The following is a 21,599-nucleotide window of genomic DNA, read 5'->3' on the forward strand; positions in this document are numbered from 1 at the left end:
CCGGGCAAATGCTATGATGTAAGCAGGTCAGTTCGATGAATCTGCTTGCTGTACGAACGGTCGCGGAGCGCGGTTCTTTTCCGGCGTTGCTTTTCAGCAAAGGATGGTCGCCATCGTGAGTTCAATGGCCGCTCGACTGGTGCTGATCGGACTGCTTGTCATTGCCACCACGGGCCGCTCGGCCCGGGCCGATATCGACGCCGAGCGGGTCCGCAAGGCGATCGAGTTGGGAACGACCAAGCTGCTGGCCATGCAGGACCAGCGGAGCGGCACCTGGCAAGAGCACCCGGGCCTGCCCGGCGGGGTGACGGCGCTGTGTACCCTGTCGCTGATCACGGCGGGCGTCAGTGTACACGATCCGCAGGTGCAAAAATCGCTGACGCTGTTGCGCAGCCTGCGGCCGCGGATGACGTACACCTGTTCGCTCCAGACGCTCGTGCTCTGCGCGGCCGAGCCCCAGAAGGATCTGCTGCGGATTCGCGAGAACGTGCAATGGCTCGAAAGCCAGCAGATTCGCGAAAATGAAAAGAAGGGAGCCTGGGGTTACGGCAACAGCCAAGGGACCGGCGACAACTCGAACACCCAGTTCGCCATGCTCGCCTTGCACGAGGCGCGGCGCGTGGGCGTGCCCGTCAGCAAACAGACGTGGAAGCTGGCGCTGGCCTATTGGCTGCGAACCCAGAACTTGGACGGGTCGTGGGGATACATGGAAGGCGCGCCCGGCACGGGCAGCATGACCTGCGCCGGCATTGCGGCCGTGGTGATCGCGTCGGAAGAATTGGCCGAGACCAGCGCCGAGGTGCATGGCGACCAGATCCGTTGCTGTGGCGATGCGCCCGACGACACGCCGGTGCAGCGCGCGCTGCAATGGCTGGGCAGCCATTTCAAGGTCGAAACCAACCCGGGCATGGCGCGCAACTGGCTGCTCTATTACCTGTACGGCGTCGAGCGCGTCGGCCGGCTAACCAATCAACGCTTCCTGGGCGGCCACGATTGGTATCGCGAAGGGGCCAACATGCTGGTCGAAATGCAGGACCGCAAGGGGGGGCTGTGGGTCGGCCCCGGCACCGGCGAAGATAGTCCCAGCGTAGCCACGCCGCTGGCGCTGCTGTTTCTGTCGAAGGGCCGCCGGCCGGTGCTGATCAGCAAGCTGAAGCACGAGCCGAGCAAGGACTGGAACCATCATCCCAACGACTTGGGGAATCTGACCGAGTACGCCGAGACGCGCTGGAAGCGCGACATGACCTGGCAAGTGATCGATTGGCCCCGTGCGTCGAGCGACGACTTGCTGCAATCGCCGGTCGTCTGGTTGTCGGGGCGCGACAAGTTGCAACTGACCGATGCGCAAGTTGCGTCGCTGCGCGACTACGTCGATCGGGGTGGTTTTCTATTCGCCGAGCAATGCTGCGGCGGCAAGGACTTCGACCAGTCGTTCCGCGCGCTGGTCAAACGAATGTTCCCCGAGGTCGAACACGAACTGCGCTTGCTGCCGCCCGAGCATCCGATCTGGACGGCCGAAGAGCGAGTCGACTCGAATTATTTGAAGCCGCTGTGGGGGATCGACGTCGGTTGTCGCACGGCCGTGGCGTATTGTCCCGAGGATCTGGGGTGTTATTGGGAAGTGGCGTCGCCGATGCGCGACGAATGGCTCAGGGGACGTCCACGCGCGCAGGTCGAAGCGGCTCGGTCGCTGGGCTTGAACGTGCTGGCCTATGCCACCAATCGAGAGCTGCGCGGCAAGCTCGATGAAATCGCGCCGCCGCTGGCGAGCCACGATCGCGACAAAGTCGAGCGGGCCAAAATCTGGGTCGGCAAGGTGCGCCATGCTGGCGGGTGGAACGTGGCGCCGGCCGCGCTGCCGAACTTGATGAACATCGTCCAGCGCGAAGCGGGACTGCGGGTGCGGCTCGACGCCGAAGACCTGAGCCTGGATGACCCCGCGCTCTTCCAGCATCACATGCTGTTCATGCACGGTCGGCACAGCTTTAAGTTCAGCGAAGCCGAGCGCGCCAAGCTGCGGACCTATGTGGCCCGGGGCGGGTGCATTCTGGCCGATTCGATTTGCTCGAGCCCGGAGTTTACGAACGCGATGCGGCAAGAGATGGCGGCAGTCTTTCCCGATCATCCACTGGAACGGATTCCGCCGGCGCACCCGATGTTCACCAAGAAGTATGGCGGCTTCGACGTGCGGACGGTGAGCCTGCGCGAAGCGCAGCCGGCGGCCGGTGGTGGGCCGCGCAAGCTGATCACGCGCGATGGCCCGCCCGACCTGGAAGGGATCAAAATCGACGGGCACTATGGAGTGATCTTCTCGCCGCACGATCTAAGCTGCTCGCTCGAGCGCCACGAATCGATCGAGTGTGCTGGCTATGCGCGCAAGGATGCTGCGCAAATTGGGCTGAACGTGGTGATGTACTCGCTCTACGAGTGATGCGGGGCGGAGAGGGGCTAGGGGTGAGAGGCGAGGGGCTAGCAGATTTTGGGTGGCCGCGGCAACTCATTGTCGGGGCGGCGCAGCCGCACGAGGGCATGCTAGCGGTTGCAATCGCGAGCGATTTTCACCGTGTTCCGAGCCCTCTTGTCGCTGGCGCGACCCCGACAAGCGAGTTGTCGGGGCTACCCCACGTTGAACGCGGGAAACTCACCTGCGATGTGGGCCTCGAAAACGCCCCAGCCAGCAGGGCTAGCGTCTGAGCGTAAACGGCTTATTGGCAAACGGCTTGAGTAGCGCCAGCGGACCTCAAGTTGCCTTGCTGCGAACAGGGGGCAAACCTATAATCCCGCCCCACCTGAACACTCAGGCCCCACCCGGTCAGTCTCCTCGTCTGCAACTCATCGCTCGTTTGGTTCGCAAGCCGGTCGCTCTCCCCGAGTTATCGCCGGCCTGCGCGTGTTCGCAAGGACGCTCTTCTGCTTTTCGTTCGTCGGCCAAATTGTTGGCGCGATTTGTCGCGCGCGCGAACTGTCGATCGCGCGCCGTGGCGCTGGTGGTGCGCGCTGGGGGCCGCGCTGGTCGTGTCGCTAAGCTGTGCCGCGCCGCTGCAAGCGCAGATCGAGCCGCCCCGACCCGACAAGAACGAGACGATCGAAATCTCGGCCCAAGAAGCGCATCGCTGGACGCAAGGGCCGTATGAAGTCTGGTGGCTCACCGGGCAGTGCGCGCTGAAGCAAGGGGCCACCGTGGCCCGCGGCAACGAAGCCGTGCTGTGGATCAAGCGCTCGGGCGAATTCGGCGATCGCCAGAACTTTGTCACGGCCTACTTCGAAGGCCAGGTGCAAATCGATTACCAGCGTGCCGGCTTCCCCTACAAGCTGCAAGACGCCACCTGGTTTGGCGAGTTCTTTAGCACCGCGCCGGTCGTGGTCCGCACACCGCCGCCGCGCTCGGAACCGGCCGTGAAACCGGCGGTGTTCCAGCGCGCCCAGGCGCGGCGCGACCCGCTGTTGGGCCAATCGATCCACCGCACCCAGTTCCAGCCCGAGGGCGTGCCGGCGCCGGCGGCGTTGCCGTCGGCAGGTCGCCGCTTGCGGGCCTACCCGCGGGGCGGCGCCCGGGTGCAGGCCTCGTGGTTTTCGGTGCCCGAGCGACAAGAGTGGGTGGCGGTGATCACCTCGGGCGTGAATCTGATCGTGGACAACGATCCGACGATCGGCACGCTCGACATTGCCGCCGATCGACTGGTGCTGTGGACGCGTGGCGCCGAGCAGCCCGACCTGGCCGGCCAGACGGCCCAGGCCGCCGGCACGCCGATGGAGTTGTACCTGGAAGGGAACGTGACGTTCCGCCAGGGGGACCGCGTCATCTACGCCAATCGCGTCTATTACGACGTGAACAACCAGTTGGGCACGTTGGTCGAAGCCGACTTAAACGCGCCGGTCCCGTCGTACTTGGGCGTGGTCCGTTTGAAGAGCGATCTGATTCAGCAGGTGGGCAAGAACCGCTTCGTGGCGCGTGAAACCTCGGTGACGACCAGCAAGTTCGAACTGCCGACCTACCGGCTGCAAGCGCGCGAGATGGTGTTCGAGGACGAGGACGTGCCGGTGATCGACGGCCTGACCGGCACGCCCGTCGTCGATGAAGAAGGCGAGCAGGTCATCGATCGCCGGCAGACGCTGACCAGCAATGGCAACTTCGTTTACGTCGGGCCGGTGCCAGTCTTCTATTGGCCGACGTTCGCCACCGACCTGGAAGAGCCGTCGATGTTCATCCGCCAGTTGACCATGCGGCAGGATAATATCTACGGCACGCAGTTCCTCTCGCGGTTCGACGCCTACCAGATGCTCGGCATCAAGCGCAAGCCCAAGGGAACGTCTTGGACGATCAGCGCCGATTACTTCAGCTACCGCGGCTTCGCGGGCGGAACCAACTTTCGCTACTCGCGGGACGAGTTGTTCGGGCTCCGTGGGCCGGCGCGCGGGTTCATCGACGCTTGGGGTCTGCCGTATGATGGCGGCACCGATACGCTCGGTTCCGACCGGATGAACCTGTCTCCCGAAAAGGTGAACCGCGGCCGCATCGAGGCCCGGCATCAGCAAGAGCTAGCGAATGGCTGGCGGTTGAAGACCGAGTCATGGCTGATCACCGATCGCAACTTCCTCGAGCAATACTTCGAGCGCGATTGGGACACCGAGAAAGATTTCACCACCGGTGGGCAACTGAAGCGGCTCGACGGCAACATGTCGTACGGCGTCAATGTCGACATGCGTCCGAACGGCTTCTTGACCCAGACCGAACAACTGCCGCGCGGCGATCACTACTGGCTGGGGCAATCGTTCCTGGCGGATCGGCTGACCTATTACGAGCATACCTCGGCCGGTTACTACCGCGAACGCGTGGCTGGCGGCGGTTTGAACCCGGTCGATGCGTTGAAAGAGCAGCCGCTGGCGTGGATGGTCAGCGCGCAAGGCGCGCGGGTGATCTCGACGCACGAAGTCGACGCGCCCGTTGACCTGGGGCCCTTCAAGGTCGTGCCTTACGCCTTGGGCCAGTATGGCTACTGGGGCCAGGACTTGCAGTTGAATTCAGTCGACCGCCTGTATGGACAGGCCGGCATTCGGGCCAACATTCCCTTCTGGCGAGTCGATCCCACGATCGAAAGTTCGTTGCTCAACGTGCATGGTCTGGCGCACAAGGTCGTGCTCGACGGCGATCTGTCCGTTTCGGACGCCAACACGCACCTGAACAACATGACGCTGTACGACCCGCTGGACGACGACGCCCAGGAAGTGTTCCGCGAGCGGATGCGATACAACATCTATAACCAGAATGGCACCATGCCGGCGCAGTTCGACGAGCGGTTTTACGCCCTGCGCAGCGGCCTCGCCAGCTCGGTCACTTCGCCGGCGTCTGAAATCGCCGATCGGTTCGCGGCCTTCCGCTTTGGCGCGCGACAGCGCTTGCAGACCAAGCGCGGCCGCGCCGACAATCGGCGGATCATCGACTGGATGACGCTCGACGCCGGGGCCACGCTGTTCCCCAACCCGAACCGCGATAACTTTGGCCAGGCGCTGGGCCTGGCGAACTATGACTATCGCTGGTACATCGGCGACCGGTTGTCGCTGGTCTCGAGCGGGCAGTTCGACTTCTTCAACCAGGGACAAAAGATCGCCACGTTCGGCATCACCCTGACACGCCCGCCGCGCGGACAGCTTTACTTGGGCTTTTACGCCATGAACGGCCCAATCACGGCCGATGTGTTGTCGACGTTCTACAGCTATCGGCTCAGCCCCAAGTGGCTGTCGTCGGCCGGCATCACGTACGACCTGGCGGGGAACGGCCTGGTGGGAAACCAGTTGTCGTTGACGCGCATCGGCGAGGCGTTCCTGACGAACTTCAACTTCGTGGCTGATCCGTACAAGCACAACGTCGGCATCAACTTCATGATCGAGCCGCGCATCATTCCGCGCTCGCGGTTCGGCAACGTCGGCGGCCAGGCCTTGCCCGTGGCCGGCGCGAGCGGCCTTGAATAAGCCGTGAGCTTTCGCTCACGCACGCGCGTTCAATTGGCCGCGGTGACGATCATCTCGCCACGCAGCGGCAGCTTCGGTCCCGTGGGCTCCTGCACCACGCGGAAACCTCGGCTGAAGGACCGCTGGTCCGGCTCGGTGGCAATGCGGGCGGCGCTACGGGCCTCGAACGGCGGCGAAATGAACCCGCCGCCGCGCGACACCTTCGACGTGCCGGTCGGCGGCCCTTGCGGGTCGTCGACCGGCGACGTGCCGTAATAGGTGCTGCTGTACCAGTCGCTGCACCACTCGCGGGCGTTGCCGTGCATGTCATGGATGCCAAACGCATTGGGGCGGAACTTGCCGACCGGCGCGGTCCAGGCGTAGCCGTCGCGACTGTGCAGCAGCGGCATCGGAATCTTGGTCCGATGCTTGTCGCCGTGGGCGCTGAAGTTGTTGATGTACAGGTGGGTGGAGATTTGCAGGCAATCTTGCGAGGCCAGGTTGCCGTAGCGCACGCCTTGCTCCGGGTCGTCGCCAAACGAATAGCGCGTGTTCGAGTCGGCGCGACAGGCGTATTCCCACTCGGCCTCGGTCGGCAAGCGATATTTGATTCCTTCCTTGCCGCCGAGCCAATTGCAGAACGCTACGGCGTCGTTCCACGAGACATAGACCGCCGGATGATCGTTCGTCATCGGCCAGCCCGGCGACCAGGGGCGGTAGTTCGTCCCTTTGACGAACTTGGCCCCGACATAACCCCAATCGGCCCGGCCGTCGCGATCGGCTTCGAGTTGGTAGCCCGACTCGCGCAAGAAGGTCATGAACTGTCCGATCGTCACCTCGTGCTGACCCAGGTAGAACCCCTTGGTGATCCGCACGCGATGCCGCGGCGATTCATTTTGGAGCCGGCTCTCGGCCTCGTAGGGAAACTTGGCCGCGGCGTCGCCGATCGGCTCTTCGAGCCCCATCATGAACTCGCCCGGCGGCACGAGCGCCAAGGTCATGCCGATCGAGTTGGTGACGACGATCGGCTCGGGCGCGGTCGACGAAGGTGTGGCGGCGCGCAGCAGCCCAGGCACGCCGAGTAAGGCACCGGCCAGAACTGCGATGAACCCACCGTGTCGCCACATGACGCCAAGCTACCCCGCGCTTCGCCGAGCAAGCCGCTACGCCGTCAATTCTACGTCACGGTTCCGGGGGTGGGTCGGCGCGCGACACATGCCAAAGTCGCGGGATTTGCCACGAGTTAACGATCTATTAACGTGTCTGGACCGTCAGCATCACCACCGTTAGCCCCCGGTCAATGACCGGGGGCCATCGATACCGTATTGAGAATTCGCTCACAGCGCCTCGCGCGCCTTGAGCAGCACATCAAGCCGCTCGGCCAGTCGCCCGCTGGCTAGTTCGCTTTCGAACTCCGCTTCGGTCGGATAAAGAATGTCGCTCAAGAACTTGACGGCCCAGTTGTGAACTAACGGGCTGACGGTGACCACCACGCGGCCGTGGCGATGGGCCTCCCAGATTTCGATGGCGGTCCCCATGCTGGCCTCGGGCACGAACGCGACCACCACGTCGACCTGGCCGCACATCTGGTTATGATGCAGGAATACCTTGCGCCCCCGGTCGGCGTCGTAGTCGAGCGAGTCGGCATGGTCGGCCAACGGGTCATAGAGGTCGGCCTTGGGCAGGTGCGTGCGGAGCAACTCCTTGAGCCGAGGCCGGTAGTCCTGGTTGTGCAGGATCGCCCCCAGGTGCGAGCCTTGCATGATGCCGGCCAAGAAGATGCGCATGGCAATGGTTGTTGTATTGCAAGAAGGGTTCAAGCGTTCACGACAGTAGAAGCTCGCACGCCCCCGGTCATTGACCGGGGGCTAAAGGTCAGGGCGCAGGGGCGCAATTTGCAGCCGGCGCGTGTTCGATGATAGATTCATTCGCGGGGTTGGCAAGCCGGTGCGCGTGACATCGCACGGCCGGCACACCGAAACAGGAGAATACCGCGTGCCCGTTGCTTCGCGCACTGTAAAGAAAAAGCCTGCGTCGCCCAGCACTTCGTCGGCGAACACTGCCTCGCCCGAGCCCGATCTGGCCGCCGCCTTGAAGCGGGTGATTGAGCTGATGGGGATCGAGGGGCTGAGCGGTCACGAGACAAAGGTCCGCGACTATGTGATCGGCCAACTGCTCGACGCCGGCTTGCCCCGCTCGGCCGTGAAGATCGACACGGCGCACACGCGGTCCCCATTGGGCGGCGAGACGGGGAACCTGATCGTGCAACTGCCCGGCACGCTGCGCGGGGCGCGACGATTGTTGATGGCCCACCTGGACACCGTGCCGTTGTGTGCCGGTTCACAGCCAAAGCTCAATGGCCGGCAGATTCGCTCGGCCAATCCGGCCACGGGACTGGGGGCCGACGACCGGGCCGGCGTGGCGGTGGTGCTGACTGCGGCGCTGGAAATCCTGCGCCGCAAGTTGCCGCATCCGCCGCTGACATTCTTCTGGCCGGTGCAGGAAGAAGTCGGCCTGCATGGAGCGCAGTTCGTCGATATCAAACTACTGGGCAAGCCGGCGCTGGCCTTCAATTGGGACGGCGGCCCGGCCAACAAGCTGAGCGTCGGCGCGACCGGCGCGTATCGGATTGCCATCGAGATCACCGGTCTGGCCAGCCATGCCGGCGTCGCCCCCGAGAAAGGAGTGAGCGCCATCACCATCGCCGGGCTGGCGATCGCGGAGCTTGAACGCGGCGGCTGGCTCGGCAAGGTGACGCAAGGCAAAAGCTCCGGCACTAGCAACATCGGCGTCATCAACGGCGGCGCGGCCACGAACGTGGTCACCGATCGCGTGGCGCTGCGGGCCGAATGCCGCAGCCACGATCCCCGCTTCCGCAAGCAGATGCTCCGCACAATCGAAACAGCCTTCAAGCAAGCGGCTCGGCGCGTGAAGAGCGCGGGCGGCGCAACCGGCAAGGTGACGATCGCGAGCCGGCTCGACTATGAATCGTTCCGGCTGGCGGACAACGAAGCGTGCGTGGTGGCGGCCGAGGGGGCGCTGCGTGCGACGGGGGCCGAACCATTGCGCGCCATTGGCAACGGCGGCCTGGACGCCAACTGGATGACGGCTCACGGCATTCCGACGGTCACGCTCGGTTGCGGCCAGCAAGATGTTCACACGACGAGCGAGACGCTGAACGTCGACGAGTTCGAGCGCGCCTGCCGCGTCGCGCTGCGCTTGGCCGTGGGAGCGGGGTAAGAAGTGGGGGCGTGGGGGTGTTGGGGGGTGGGGGAGTGTTCGAGGCGAATGCTGCCGCATTTGTCTAATTGCTAACCGCTAATTGCTAACCGCTAATTGCTAACCGCTAATTGCTAACCGCTTCCCATGAACCTTGACGAAGAACTCTGCCTTTGTTTCCACGTCTCGAAGCGCAAGGTGGTGAACTTTCTGCGCGTCGAGCGGCCGCAGCGCGCCAGCCAGTTAAGCCAGTGCTTCGGCGCGGGCACCGGTTGCGGCTGGTGCCGGGCCTATCTGACGCGATTGTTCGAGGAATATCAGGCTGGCCAGGTCGGCAGCGCTGCCGACCTCGCCGCGGCCGATTACGCTAAGCAACGAGCTGCGTACATCCGCGCCGGCGGCGGCACGCCGCCACCCGGGGCAACGCCGGTGCCGGAGGCGAGTGATGAATGATGAGTGCTGAGTGATGATTAGCTGCCTTTCACAACTGACAACGGACCACTGACAGGAATCGCGATGTACGTTTGCCGATCGATTTATGCCCCAATCGCCGTAGCGATTGCCATTTGTTCGACGGCCCTCGCCCAAGACGGGCCGCGGCCGGTGGCCGAGGCGGCGGCGGCGATCACTGTGCCCGAGGGGTTCAAGGTCACGCTCTTCGCGGGCGAGCCGGACATCGTCCAGCCGATCGCCATGGCCTTTGACGATCGTGGCCGGCTGTGGGTTGTGGAATGCTACTCGTACCCGAATTGGAGCCAGGACGGCACCGGCCGCGACCGGGTGGTGATCCTCGAAGATCGCGACCACGACGGCCGGCACGACACGCGAACCGTGTTCTTGGAGAATGGTTCCAACTTGTCGGGCATCGAACTGGGGTTTGGGGGCGTGTGGCTCTGCTCGGCGCCGAACTTGATCTTTGTGCCGGACAAGAACGGCGATGACAAGCCGGACGGGCCGGCCGAGGTGCTGCTCGACGGCTGGGACTGCGTGAAGACCAAGCACAACGTGTTTAACAGCCTGGGCTGGGGCCCCGATGGTTGGCTGTGGGGCTGTAACGGCATTCAAGCCGAGTCGCTGATCGGCCGCCCCGGCACGCCCGAGGCCGAGCGGACGGCGATGAACTGTGGCGTGTGGCGCTATCACCCGACCGACAAACGGTTCGAGGTGGTCGCCTCGGGCACGACCAACCCCTGGGGGCTTGACTGGGACGAGTACGGCGAAGCGTTCATCACCAATTGCGTGATCAAGCACCTGTTCCATGTGATTCCCGGCGCGCACTACGACCGGATGTATGGTCAGGATGTGACGCCGCACACGTACGGCTTGTTGCCCAGCTGCGCCGATCACATCCACTGGGGTGGCGGCAACTGGACCGACTCGCGCGGCGGCAAAGGTTCGCACGATGTGGCCGGTGGCGGCCACGCCCACGTCGGTTGTTGCGTCTACCTGGGGACGAATTTTCCGGCCGAGTACCGGAACAGCGTGCTGATGTGCAACCTGCACGGCAATCGGCTGAATCGTGATCTGTTAGAGCCGAACGGCTCGACCTACACCGCCAAGCACGGGCCAGACTTTCTGCACGCCCACGACGAATGGTTCCGCGGGCTGGTCGTGAAGTACGGTCCCGACGGCGGGCTGTACGTCAGCGATTGGACCGACACCGGCGAGTGCCACAACTATAAACAGGTCGATCTACGCAACGGGCGGATTTACAAGGTGGTCTACGGCACGCCGAAGTATGAAGCGGTCGATTGGGCGAAGCAGTCGTTGGCGCAATTGATGCAACTGGTGATCGACACCAACGAATGGAACTCGCGCCAGGCGAGGCTCAAGATCCAAGAGCGGGTAGCGGCGCGTAAAGTCGATCCAACCGATTGGCTGGCAGCCCTCCCCAAAGAGGCCGAACCTGAGCAAATCGAAGATCGGATCGGCTTGCGCCTGATGTGGGCCATGAGCCTGGGTGACTTGCCTTGGATGGAGATGTTGATCGGTACGGCGAACTCCACACCGCGCACCCGCGCATGGGCAGTGCGGCTAGAGACAAACCACCCGAAGATTGAAGCGGAAACGGTACGGGTGTTGACCCAATTGGCGGGCCGCGAAACGGAACCGCAGGTGCGCTTGGCGCTGGCCAGCGCGTTGCAGCGCATTCTGGTCAAGGATCGCCTGCCGCTGGCCAAGGCGATGGTCGCGCGGGCCGAGGATGCCGACGATCCCGCCTTGCCGCTAATGATCTGGTACGGCGTCGAGCCGTTGGCCGCGCAAAGCGTCGCGCAAGCCTGCGAGTTGATCGAAGCTTGTAAAATACCCCTCGTGCGTCAGAACATTGTGCGCCGGCTGGTCGAGCGCGATGAAAAGTCGCTGGCCGAGATTCTGCCGCCGCTGGTCGGTTGGCTGGCAATTCAGAAGGATGCGAACGTCGCGCGCGACGTCCTGGGAGGCATGGCCAACGCCTGGCGCGGCCGCCGCACCATGCCGATGCCCGGGGAATGGTCCAAGCTAAAGTCCGCGCCGTTCGAGCGCGATCAGTTGATCGACTGGCTCGAACTGCAGGTCGCCTCGCGATTGGGGGACGCCGAGTCACAGCATCGGCTGCTGGTCACCCTGCTGACACGCGATGCGCCGGTCGAGCGCCGCCTGCTGGCCCTGGCGATCTTGCAGGAGATTCACTACGGGCCGCTCGGCGCGAACTTGCCCCAGTTGCTCAGCGATCGGACCGTCGTGCGCGGGGCCGCGGTTCGCGCCCTGTCGGCCATCGACGATCCTGAGGTGCCGTTCCGGCTGCTGGTCGTTTACGCCGAACTCGACGACGACGAGCGGGCCGACGTGATCAATACACTTGCCTCGCGGGCCAAGTACGCGACGGTGTTGCTCGACGCCGTCACCAAGCAGCGGATCGCCAAGGGGGACGTGCCGCTGACGGTGGTTCGCCAGTTGAAGGCGTTCAAGCAGCCGGAGATCGACAAGTCGATCGAGCAGATTTGGGGCGCGCTCCGTCCGCCGTCCAAGGACAAGCAAGAGCTGAAGTCGCGCTACCAGTCGCAGCTTACGGCCGATCTGTTGGCCAAAGCCGACCTGTCGCACGGCCGGCAGTTGTTCGCGAAAAGCTGCGCGGCGTGTCACGTCTTGTTCGACACCGGCAAGCGGATTGGCCCCGAGCTGACCGGCTCGCAACGGTCGAACCTGGACTATGTGCTCGACAACGTGCTGGACCCGAGCGCGGCCGTGGCCCGCGACTATCAGATGACGCAGTTGGTGTTGAACGACGGGCGATTGCTGACCGGGATCGTCGCCGAGGAGACCGACCAGACGCTGACGCTGCAGACGACGGCTGAGCGGCTGGTGCTGGCCAAGAGTGACATCGACGAGCGGGCCCGATCGCCGTTGTCGATGATGCCCGAGGGGTTGTTCAACGCCCTGTCACCGGACGACGTGCGCGACCTGGTCGGCTACCTGGCCAGCCCGCAGCAAGTGCCGCTCCCCGATGCCCCGCCGGAGTGAGGGGATTAGCCACGGAGACACTGAGGCACGGAGGTGGGCACGGAGAGGATGGGATAAAGACCAAGCACCAATGACCAACGCCCAAGGACAAAGTGCGCTTCAATTATTGGTCATTGGGATTTGGACATTGAGGCTTTGATTGCCACTCCTAACTCTTCTCCGTGAAATACTCCGTGCCTCTGCGTCTCCGTGGCGAAGTATTTCAGTCGCGTCTTGCTCACGCTCCCTTGCGGAACTGAATATCGTGGAGCCGGCTGTAGACTTCGCAGCGGCGGATCAACTCGTCGTGCGTGCCAACGTCCAGAATGTGGCCATGATCCATGACCACAATCCGATCGGCCAGCGCCAACAGCCCAAGCCGATGGGTGATGAGTAAGGTGGTGCGGTGCTTGGTGAACTTTTCCAGCACCATCTGAATCAGCTGTTCGCTTTCCAGGTCGACCTGGCTGGTCGCTTCGTCCAGGATCAATAAGGCCGGGTCGCGCAAGATGGCCCGGGCCAGCGCGATCCGCTGGCGTTGACCACCCGACAAGCGCGCGCCGCGCGGGCCGACGATCGTTTCGTAGCCGGCGTCGAGCTTGTCGGTGATGAACTTGTGGGCGTGCGCTTGCTGGGCCGCGGCCATGACTTGGGCGTGGGTGGCGTCGGCCGAGCCGTAGCGAATGTTGTTGAAGACCGTGTCGTCGAACAAGACGGGGTCTTGGGTGACGATACCGATCTGCTGGCGCAAGTCGCGCACGCGCACCTCGCGCAGGTCAACGCCATCGAGCTTCACCGCGCCACCGGTCGGGTCGAAGAACCGCGGAATCAGGTTCAACAGCGTGCTCTTGCCGCAACCATTCGGGCCGACGATGGCCACGGTCTCGCCTGCTTCGATTTCCAGGCTGAGGTTGTGCAGCACGAGCGCGCCGGTTTCGTATTGAAACGAGACGTTGTCGAACACTAGCGCCTGGTTGTGTCGGGGCAGGGGGCGCGGACGCGCGGGATCGTCAATGGCCGGCTGGCGGTCGAGCAACTGGTAAATGCGCGTGGCCGCGGCCGAACCGCGCTGGATTCGCGCGAACACTTCCGACAGCTTGCGGGCCGGGTCGCTGGTGCCGGCCAGCAGGCTCCAGAACAGGATCAGCATACCGCGATCCAGCGGCACGTCGCACATCTTGATGCCCAGCAGGTGCGTGTGCTTGTTGATGCTCAGGTACGCGCCGGCCAGCACGGCCAGACAGATCATCGTAATGCCTAGCAACTCGATGAGCGGTCGCGTCAGCGCGTCGAGATAGGCGATCCGCATGGCGCGGAGGAAATAGTTCTTGCCGATTCGATGAAATCGCAGACGTTCCTGGCGTTCCATAGTGAAGGCCTTGACGACCTTGATCCCCTGGAACGTCTCGTCGAGGACGCCGTAGATTTGCGACATCTCTTCCATGGCGCGGCGATTGGCCCGCTTCAGGCTCTTCCCCAGCCAGCGAATGAGTAATGCGGCCGGCGGCGCGAGCACCAATGAGAAGACTAGCAACCGCCAACAGACCCAGCCGGCGCCAATCAGACAGACGATCATCTTCAACGGCTCGCGGACCAGCTTGCCGATCAGCTCGTTGATGCCTGACGCAACGCTTTCACTGTCGCTGGTGAAGCGGTTCATCAGATCGGAAGTACCTTCCTGGTTGAACCGGGCCAACTCCATGTGCAACGTGCGGCGAAAGAAGAGTGTGCGCAAGTCATAAGCCGCCAACTGCGACATCCGATCACAGAGGATCGAATGGGCCACGGTGAACAACCCTTTGATGATCGTCCCACCCAACAGAAACAGAATGGCGATCACCAGGGTCTGAAAGGCGTTGTCCGGCAGCCAGGCGTCGACGATCTCGCGATTGAACCACTCAAAGGAAGCGAGCGTGGCGCGATTGAGCGTCAGGTCGTGAGTCAGCTTGGCGGACTGAGCGTCATGACGCGCTTGTTCCGCGGGATCGTGCGCAACGGGTGCGGCGGTCAGTTCGACCTGCTGTGCTTCCTGGCCAGCAATCTCCTGACGCAACTCGGCAATCCGCTCGTCGGTCCATTGATGCGACGATTTGCCCTGGAAAGTCATTTCGACGACCGGGTAGATCGTCGTGATGTTGCTGCCCCAGAGTACGGCGATGATCAGGGCGCAGGCCACCGAGAAGGCGAAGGTCCAGCGGTGTTTGAGTGCCAGGCGCAGCGCCCTGCCGAAATCGTTCATCCGTCGCCGTTCCTGACGCATGCGGCCTTGTGAGATTCGCCCCCGCTAGCACCCACGGGGCGCAGACCGTCGCGGCCAGTGCGCCGAAAGGGGGCAAGCGTGCCAACTTGTAACAGATGCCCCCGCGCGGGCCAAGAGAACAAATTGCGTCGTGCGGTATCGCGAGCAATTTGCCGAATGCTGGCGGTTTAGTCGCCGCGGATCGTGCTAGCAGCGGTCGCTCAAACCGCTCAAGCACGCCGTCGCTAGCGTTTAAGCCGGTCCTGCCGAATCACTCAACTTTAACGACTCTGCGGACGATAACACACCGCAGGTGGTTCATTGGCGCGCACTTGCGCAGGACATCATTCAGGAATTGCGATCCATGAAACGACTCGTGTGGGCTGCTCTGATGTTGTCGCTCGTGGGACTCAACACCGGCTGTTGCCTGTTGGACCGCCTCTGTGGCGTACACCCCGGCTATCCGTTGGTGCCGGGATGCAATCGCGGTTGTGGCTCGAGCTGTGGTCCTGCCTGTGGCGGCAACTGTCAAAGCTGCCAGCAAGATGACTTTTATTCGTCGGCGCCGGTGCCGGGCAACGCCAATTCGCACGCTTGTTCTTGCGGCGCCTACGCTGGCCCATCGACTGACGATGGTTTCTACGCCGACGGCTCGGGCGGACATGGCATCCGCCAGGCTGGCCATCATCAACCGGCTTACGCCCGCAACCCGCGCGTTGCTCAGCGCTACAATGGCCCGATGACGCCGCAAGTGGTCTATCCGTACTACACCACCCGCGGCCCGCGCGACTTTTTGAATCCGAACCCGCGCGGCATTGGTCCGTGATCCGCGGCTTCGCTAGCTAACGAATGACAACAGAAGCCCAGGGGCTCGATCCCCTGGGCTTTTTTCATGCGCCCAGGCTACTCGTCGGCATAATCGTTACCACCGGCAAAGCCGAACAGGGTGCGGACGCTAGCACGTCGGCCCGTCGCACGTTGACCATATATATAGGGCGCGCTGGCGCGGACCCGCACCCTTAGCCCGCTGGCACGCGCGCCGTTATCTATGGCCTAAGTTTGAAAGCGACTTAATCCAGGAACTGCTCGGGGGTCGACCCCGGTCGGACGCGCCGCGACATTGTGCGGCGCAAGCGACAAGCGGTTCTGGCGGACCATTGGGATTGCAGCGAAATGCACGCCCCTCAGCAATCAACGCCGGCCTTCGCTGTCGACAAGCACTTGTCGACTGGGGCCGCTGCTGCGCCGGCCGCACCACAGTCGGTGTTGCCCGCGGCGCGGGTGTTGATTGTCGATCCCCAGCGCGTGCTCCGCGAACCATTGACCGCCGCGCTGGTGGGTATGAACATCGCGCCGCTGGGGTCGCGCCCCGGCGCCGCGAATGGCACGGCCCAGGCCGCGCCGGCCACGGGCTTGGGCAATAGCCCGGCCATGGCCTGTGTCGATGGCTTTGCCCAGGCTGAAACCATCGTGGCGGGCGGGCTCGCGCGCGGCGAAGCCTACAGCGTGGTGTTTGTCCACGTCCCGCTGCATCGGGCCTTTGACGTATTGCAGTCGGTGCGCCAACTCTGGCAGATCGACAGCGACTTGCAGATGGTGCTGTGCGCCGAGAGCCATGCCGAGATCGAAACGCTGATCGGTCAGTTGTTGGGCGACACCGACCGGCTGTTGCTGCTGCGGTTGCCCTTGGCGGCGATCGAGGCGCGGCAAGGCTTGTCGGCGCTGTTGTGCAAGTGGCACACGGCCCGCGACGTGCGCCGCGGCATTCAAGGGTTGCTCCGCGTGGTCGAGCAGCAGACACAAGAAGTCGTCGCCACGCGCGACCTGAGCATGTTCGCCATGGCCAAACTGGCCGAATCGCGCGACCCCGAGACCGGTCAGCACCTGGAACGGATGCGCGAATACAGCCAAATGCTAGCCATTCAACTGAGCAATGAAGGACCGTACGCCGACCTGATCGACGCCCAGTTCCTGCAAGACCTGTATCGCTCGACGCCGCTGCACGACATTGGCAAGGTGGCCATTCCAGACAACATTCTGCTCAAGCCAGGCAAGCTGACGCCGTCCGAGTTCGACATTATGAAGGGGCACGCGCTGATCGGCGCCGAAACCCTGGAAGACGTGGTGCGGCATTCCAGCTCGGGCAGTTTCATGCGGATGGCCGCCGACATTGCCAAGTATCACCACGAACGCTTCAACGGCAACGGCTATCCGCACGGGCTGCGCGGCGCCGAGATTCCGCTGGCCGCGCGGATTGTGGCTCTGGCCGACGTGTTCGACGCCCTCACCTCGCCGCGCGTGTATAAGGCGGCGTTCGATCCCGAGGTGGCGCGGCGGATGATCGAAGCCGAGTGTGGACAGCACTTCGACCCGGTGGTCGTCGAGGCGTTTCGCGTCTGCTATCCCCAGTTCCTGCCGCTGATTCCCCAGCGGAACGATGCCGCGCTTCACGCGCCGGTTCATTAAAACGCTTCTCGATTCAATGAATCGCGGCGAATCGACCAAGCCGGTGGCTGTGCCACCGATCATGGCGGCAGAGCCGCCGGCTTGGGGGATCGCACGATGCCTCTGGGCTCGCACGTTTCGGCCCGGTAAACTCACGACGTTTCTGATCGTGTCGTGAGGATTCGTGTGTGACCGAAGTTATCTGGCAACGCCCAGGCTGGATTGCTCACAGCCAAATCATGCTCGATTCGTACCGCCGTTGGGTCGGCGTCGAATTGATCGATCGGCAAGGGACCGTGGCCGAGCAGGCCGAACGGCTGTTCCGCGCGCCGCTGGTCGTGGTCTCGCACGGCGTCGAGGCCGACCCGGTGCTGAACTACGGCAACCAGACGGCCCTCGACTTGTGGGAACTGGATGTCGAGCGGTTTACGGCCACGCCGTCGCGGCTGACGGCCGAACCGATGCACCGTGACGAGCGGGCCAGGTTGCTCGAGCGGACCACGCGCGACGGCTTTGTGGACGATTACTCCGGCGTTCGCATTTCGAGCACGGGGCAACGGTTTCAGATCGATCGGGCCACGGTTTGGAACCTGGTCGACTCGGCCGGGGTACGAGTAGGGCAGGCGGCGACCTTTTCGGGCTGGCGATTTTTGTAATCTTTCGCGGCCGGCTGTAACCGGCAACCGGCGGGCGGCGTTACCACGATTGGCGCGGCAGTGCGCAGTGCGATCGCGAACCGGGGCTGCCTGATCGGCGGACACTCTGGGCATGGACCACGCCTCGATAGATTTGCGCGAATTGCTGCCGGCCGTTAGGGCGGGGGACGAGCAGGCGGCGCGGCAACTGATCGATCGGCTTTACCCGCTGGTGATCAGGATCGTCCGGGCCAACCTGCCGCGGACCATGCCGGTCGATGATTCCACGCAAGAGGTCTTCGTGCGGGTGCTGACCCGGTTGAATCAGTATCGGCCGGTCGCGCCTCTGGAACATTGGGTGGCCCGGCTGACAGTGAACGTGTGTGTCGATGCGCTGCGCAGCCGGCGGCGACGGCGCGAGCTGCGTTGGGCCGACCTGAATGTTGCCGAAGCGGCCGTCGTGGCCCAGGCGGCGCGAGCCGGCGTCGAAGGGGACGCGATGCAGGCGCTGGCGTCACGCGAGGTGGTGGACAAGTTGCTCGATACGTTGTCGGCGGACGATCGAATGATCGTCTCGCTGTTGGATTTGGAAGGGCGCTCGGTGGCCGAGGTGGCCGAACTGACCGGGCGCACCAAGGTGGGTGTCAAGGTGCGAGCCATGCGAGCACGACGCAAGCTGCGTGGCGTACTGATACGTTTGCTAGGTGTAGCAGAGCCTGTGGCGGATTCGGTGAACACCCCTCCCTTGCAGGGAGGGGCTGGGGGAGGGTAGGGGCGTCGCGCGAGATTGACGCGGGATCCTCATCCGGCGGCTTGCGCCGCCACCTTCTCCCGAGGGGAGAAGGGTTTTGTGCGGCGCCGGTTGCAGTTTTGAAGGCGAAGAACGATGACTGGGAAGAATCAAGACAACTTGAATCGGGCCGCCCAGGCCTGGCGACAACTGACGTCGGCAGCGCAGCGGCAGGCGCTGCCGGCGTCGGGGGCAGGCGATGACGCTGCGCCGGCTGATTTCGCGGCGCGGGTGCTGACTGCCGTTGCGAGCGGGCCGCGCTTGAAATTGGCAGTTCGACCACAATACGAAGCGGGACAGCAGCGACTGGTCTCGGCGGCGGCTTGGTTTGCGCTGGCGGCCTCGTTGCTGGTCTGTCTGTGGAGTTGGTCCGACTTGCAGGCGGCCTGGACGCCGCCCCCCGAGATTGCCGCGCCGCTCGATTCGCTGGAGTTGTGGCCATGATCGTCCCGTACTGGAAAACAATCGTCGGGTTGCTGGTGGTCTTCACGGCGGGACTGTTGATTGGCAGCGCGCTGACCGTCGGCGCGATCCAACGAACCGCGCGCGAGCGGATGAACCCGGACAACTGGACGCCGCGGACCTTGGACTGGCTGCGCAGCGAGGCCAAGCTGCGCCCCGATCAGGAAAGCGCCGTCCGCCCGCTCGTCGAGCGTTCGATGCAAGAGATGCGCGAGCTGCGCGACGAGTCGAGCCAGCGCTGGCGAGCCGTGGTCGGCAAGCTTTTGACCGAGGTGATGCCGCAGCTTGACGAGTCACAGCAAGAACAACTGCGCGAAGCGGTCAAACGATCGCAGGGCGAGAAACATCGCTGGCCCTACGGGGCCCCAGCGGTGGGATCTTGATATTCGTTGTAACCACAGCCGTGACGGAGTCGTTTCAGTAATAGCTAACTCAACGGACGTGCCAACGGCAAAGGAGCAGGCGATGCGACGAGGCGGAATCAGCTTAGCGGTGATTGCGACGCTGTTCATTGCGACCGTGGCAGGGGCCGATGTGCCGAAGGTCGTCTCCCAAGTCGACCAGCAAATCGCCGCGGCCTGGAAAGCGAACAACATCACGCCCGCCCTCGAGGTGGACGACGCGCGGTTCCTGCGCCGCGTGACGATCGACCTGACCGGCAGACTGCCCGAGCCGGACCAGGTGACCGAGTTTCTGAACGATTCGCGGAGCGACAAGCGCGCGCGGCTGATTGAGCGGTTGCTGGCCAGTCCCGAATACGCCGTCCACTGGGCCACTTATTGGGACAACATCCTGATGGGGCGTTTGACCCGCGAGGCCTACCTCGATCGGCCAGCGTTCCACGAATACCTGCGCGAAGGTTTTGCCGAGAACAAGCGCTGGGACAAGCTCGCTCGCGAGTTGCTGACGGCCGAGGGGTACAACACCAACCGCCAGCCGTTGAAGGGGGGCAGCCCCGGTCCCAAGGACTTGGAGAGCCGTTTCAGCCCGGCCTCGAACTGGTTCCTGCGACACTCGCGGAGCATTCCCGATCTATCGTCGGCCACGTCGAAAGTGTTTCTGGGCGTGCAGATTCAATGCGCGCAATGCCACGACCACAAGACGGAAAAGTGGACGCAGAAGGATTTCAAACAGTTCACCGCCTGCTTCAGCAAAACCTGGGCGTCGTACGTCGATCGGCCGGGGATGCTGGCGCAAATGGTCGGCACGTATCGTTTGGAGGTGAAGGATCGCCTGTTCTCGCCGCCGGCCGACAAGTACGAAACCTTCTTCGGCTCGTACAAGGACTACATCAACGAGACGCCCAAGCTGCTGAACGGTCCCGAGGTGAAGGGGTGGGGAAGTCGACGCACGCAGTTGGCCAATTGGGTCACCGCGGCCGACAACCCCTGGTTCGCCCAGGCGCTGGTGAACCGGATGTGGGGCAAGCTGTTGGGGACCGGGTTCTTTGAACCGATCGACGACGCGCGGCCGGGGAATCCGGCGCTATTGCCCGAGACGTTGAAGCTGTTGGCCGACGACTTCCGCGGCAGCGGTTACGACATTCGCCACTTGCTGACGGTGATCCTGAATACCCAGGCGTACCAGCGGGCCTGCGTCGAGTTGAAGCTGCCGCCGGACAAGCCGACCTATTGGGCCAGCTACCCGATCAAGGCCCTCGATGTCGAAGAACTGTTCGACATGATCGTTCAGGCGAGCGGCTCGAAGCCGGCCATCGACAAGCTGACCAAGAGCAACTTCATGCTAGTCCGCAATGCGTTTATCGGCCAGTTTGTCACGCAAATGGGGACCGACGAAAACGCCGAAGTGACCGAGTTGGAAGAAACGATTCCCCGCTCACTGATGTTGCTGAACGGCGCGCTGGTCAACGGCTCGACGCGCGCCGGCCCGGGCTATGGTCTGTCGGCCTTGAAGCTCGACTCGGGCAACGATGCGCAGGTGATCGAGCGGTTGTACCTATGCACGTTGTCGCGTCGGCCATCGAGCGACGAGTCGAAAAAGTGGCAAGTGTTCCTCAAGCAGACTCGCCCCGTGGTTCGCACCAAGGGACCGGCCAGCACCACGCCGCAAGGGCTGGCCGCGTTGAAGGTCAGCGACGAGATCACCAAAGCGGACAAAGACGCTGACTTTGCCGAACTGTTGAAGCACGCCAAGACCGGCGCCGACTTCGCGGCCTTGCGCGACAAGATGAAGAACAACGCCGACGCCGGCTTATTCGTCAAAGCGTTCCAGGCCTTTGCGGCCGAGGCACCGTTCCAGGCGTTGGCCGGCGCGCCGGGTGGCGACACGCCGCGCGAGCAGGCCTGGGAAGACATGTACTGGGCGCTGCTGAATTGCACCGAGTTTCTGTCGAATCACTAAATCCTAGTTAATCCACCGC

At 63.6% G+C, this 21,599-nt stretch carries 15 protein-coding genes; 12 read left to right on the forward strand and 3 right to left on the reverse strand.

Features of this window, described 5'->3' with window-relative positions; translation table 11 throughout:
* Positions 1 to 115: 115 nt before the first annotated feature.
* Positions 116 to 2,431 carry a DUF4159 domain-containing protein gene (locus JSS27_09420; protein ID MBS0209160.1) on the forward strand — a complete coding sequence of 772 codons (2,316 nt, stop codon included), beginning with the start codon at positions 116 to 118 and terminating at the stop codon, positions 2,429 to 2,431.
* 515 nt (positions 2,432 to 2,946) lie between these two features.
* Positions 2,947 to 5,970: a hypothetical protein gene (locus tag JSS27_09425; GenBank protein MBS0209161.1), complete on the forward strand. Its 3,024-nt coding sequence runs from the start codon at positions 2,947 to 2,949 to the stop codon at positions 5,968 to 5,970.
* A 29-nt stretch (positions 5,971 to 5,999) separates the two neighbouring features.
* On the opposite strand, the gene JSS27_09430 is transcribed toward JSS27_09425, so the two are convergent.
* Positions 6,000 to 7,076: a formylglycine-generating enzyme family protein gene (locus tag JSS27_09430; GenBank protein MBS0209162.1), complete on the reverse strand. Its 1,077-nt coding sequence runs from the start codon at positions 7,074 to 7,076 to the stop codon at positions 6,000 to 6,002.
* Between the two features lie 210 nt (positions 7,077 to 7,286).
* The gene (locus tag JSS27_09435; protein ID MBS0209163.1) at positions 7,287 to 7,736 is read right to left on the reverse strand and encodes a hypothetical protein; all 450 of its coding nucleotides are present in this window, start codon (positions 7,734 to 7,736) and stop codon (positions 7,287 to 7,289) included.
* Between the two features lie 325 nt (positions 7,737 to 8,061).
* Here JSS27_09435 and JSS27_09440 point away from each other — a divergent pair, with 325 nt between their 5' ends.
* The 3 genes from JSS27_09440 (at position 8,062) to JSS27_09450 (ending at position 12,669) form a co-directional block, all read left to right on the forward strand.
* A complete protein-coding gene (locus JSS27_09440) occupies positions 8,062 to 9,189 on the forward strand; it encodes a M20/M25/M40 family metallo-hydrolase (protein ID MBS0209164.1) in 1,128 nt (375 codons plus the stop codon).
* Between the two features lie 126 nt (positions 9,190 to 9,315).
* Positions 9,316 to 9,621 (forward strand): (2Fe-2S)-binding protein, encoded by a 306-nt coding sequence (locus JSS27_09445; GenBank protein MBS0209165.1) that lies wholly within the window; start codon positions 9,316 to 9,318, stop codon positions 9,619 to 9,621.
* A gap of 63 nt (positions 9,622 to 9,684) precedes the next feature.
* Positions 9,685 to 12,669 (forward strand): c-type cytochrome, encoded by a 2,985-nt coding sequence (locus tag JSS27_09450; protein ID MBS0209166.1) that lies wholly within the window; start codon positions 9,685 to 9,687, stop codon positions 12,667 to 12,669.
* Between the two features lie 217 nt (positions 12,670 to 12,886).
* Here JSS27_09450 and JSS27_09455 read toward each other — a convergent pair whose 3' ends face one another.
* A complete protein-coding gene (locus tag JSS27_09455; protein MBS0209167.1) occupies positions 12,887 to 14,887 on the reverse strand; it encodes an ABC transporter ATP-binding protein in 2,001 nt (666 codons plus the stop codon).
* Between the two features lie 364 nt (positions 14,888 to 15,251).
* Between JSS27_09455 and JSS27_09460 the strand changes: the two genes are divergently transcribed.
* The 7 genes from JSS27_09460 (at position 15,252) to JSS27_09490 (ending at position 21,580) form a co-directional block, all read left to right on the forward strand.
* Entirely contained in the window at positions 15,252 to 15,713 is a 462-nt protein-coding gene (locus tag JSS27_09460; GenBank protein ID MBS0209168.1) for a hypothetical protein, read from the forward strand.
* 347 nt (positions 15,714 to 16,060) lie between these two features.
* On the forward strand, positions 16,061 to 17,353 hold the full coding sequence (locus JSS27_09465; protein ID MBS0209169.1) for an HD domain-containing protein: 1,293 nt from the start codon (positions 16,061 to 16,063) through the stop codon (positions 17,351 to 17,353).
* A 218-nt stretch (positions 17,354 to 17,571) separates the two neighbouring features.
* Positions 17,572 to 17,988 carry an MEKHLA domain-containing protein gene (locus JSS27_09470; protein MBS0209170.1) on the forward strand — a complete coding sequence of 139 codons (417 nt, stop codon included), beginning with the start codon at positions 17,572 to 17,574 and terminating at the stop codon, positions 17,986 to 17,988.
* Positions 17,989 to 18,100: 112 nt separating this feature from the next.
* Complete coding sequence (locus tag JSS27_09475) at positions 18,101 to 18,739, forward strand: sigma-70 family RNA polymerase sigma factor (GenBank protein ID MBS0209171.1); 639 nt, start codon at positions 18,101 to 18,103, stop codon at positions 18,737 to 18,739.
* Between the two features lie 114 nt (positions 18,740 to 18,853).
* Positions 18,854 to 19,201, forward strand: a complete 348-nt coding sequence (locus JSS27_09480; GenBank protein MBS0209172.1) for a hypothetical protein — start codon at positions 18,854 to 18,856, stop codon at positions 19,199 to 19,201.
* Positions 19,198 to 19,602 carry a hypothetical protein gene (locus tag JSS27_09485; protein MBS0209173.1) on the forward strand — a complete coding sequence of 135 codons (405 nt, stop codon included), beginning with the start codon at positions 19,198 to 19,200 and terminating at the stop codon, positions 19,600 to 19,602. Before JSS27_09480 ends, JSS27_09485 begins: the two co-directional genes overlap by 4 nt.
* A gap of 82 nt (positions 19,603 to 19,684) precedes the next feature.
* Positions 19,685 to 21,580 (forward strand): DUF1549 domain-containing protein, encoded by a 1,896-nt coding sequence (locus JSS27_09490; GenBank protein MBS0209174.1) that lies wholly within the window; start codon positions 19,685 to 19,687, stop codon positions 21,578 to 21,580.
* Positions 21,581 to 21,599 lie beyond the last annotated feature (19 nt).

It is taken from the genome of Planctomycetota bacterium (assembly GCA_018242585.1).
Lineage (GTDB): Bacteria > Planctomycetota > Planctomycetia > Pirellulales > PNKZ01 > JAFEBQ01.

Bases quoted from the DNA above. Each gene is read 5' to 3' on its own strand.
- JSS27_09430 (MBS0209162.1), bottom strand. From the start codon at position 7,076: ATGTGGCGACACGGTGGGTTCATCGCAGTTCTGGCCGGTGCCTTACTC.
- JSS27_09435 (MBS0209163.1), bottom strand. From the start codon at position 7,736: ATGCGCATCTTCTTGGCCGGCATCATGCAAGGCTCGCACCTGGGGGCG.
- JSS27_09440 (MBS0209164.1), top strand. From the start codon at position 8,062: ATGGGGATCGAGGGGCTGAGCGGTCACGAGACAAAGGTCCGCGACTAT.
- JSS27_09445 (MBS0209165.1), top strand. From the start codon at position 9,316: ATGAACCTTGACGAAGAACTCTGCCTTTGTTTCCACGTCTCGAAGCGC.
- JSS27_09450 (MBS0209166.1), top strand. From the start codon at position 9,685: ATGTACGTTTGCCGATCGATTTATGCCCCAATCGCCGTAGCGATTGCC.
- JSS27_09455 (MBS0209167.1), bottom strand. From the start codon at position 14,887: ATGAACGATTTCGGCAGGGCGCTGCGCCTGGCACTCAAACACCGCTGG.
- JSS27_09460 (MBS0209168.1), top strand. From the start codon at position 15,252: ATGAAACGACTCGTGTGGGCTGCTCTGATGTTGTCGCTCGTGGGACTC.
- JSS27_09465 (MBS0209169.1), top strand. From the start codon at position 16,061: ATGCACGCCCCTCAGCAATCAACGCCGGCCTTCGCTGTCGACAAGCAC.
- JSS27_09470 (MBS0209170.1), top strand. From the start codon at position 17,572: ATGCTCGATTCGTACCGCCGTTGGGTCGGCGTCGAATTGATCGATCGG.
- JSS27_09475 (MBS0209171.1), top strand. From the start codon at position 18,101: ATGGACCACGCCTCGATAGATTTGCGCGAATTGCTGCCGGCCGTTAGG.
- JSS27_09480 (MBS0209172.1), top strand. From the start codon at position 18,854: ATGACTGGGAAGAATCAAGACAACTTGAATCGGGCCGCCCAGGCCTGG.
- JSS27_09485 (MBS0209173.1), top strand. From the start codon at position 19,198: ATGATCGTCCCGTACTGGAAAACAATCGTCGGGTTGCTGGTGGTCTTC.
- JSS27_09490 (MBS0209174.1), top strand. From the start codon at position 19,685: ATGCGACGAGGCGGAATCAGCTTAGCGGTGATTGCGACGCTGTTCATT.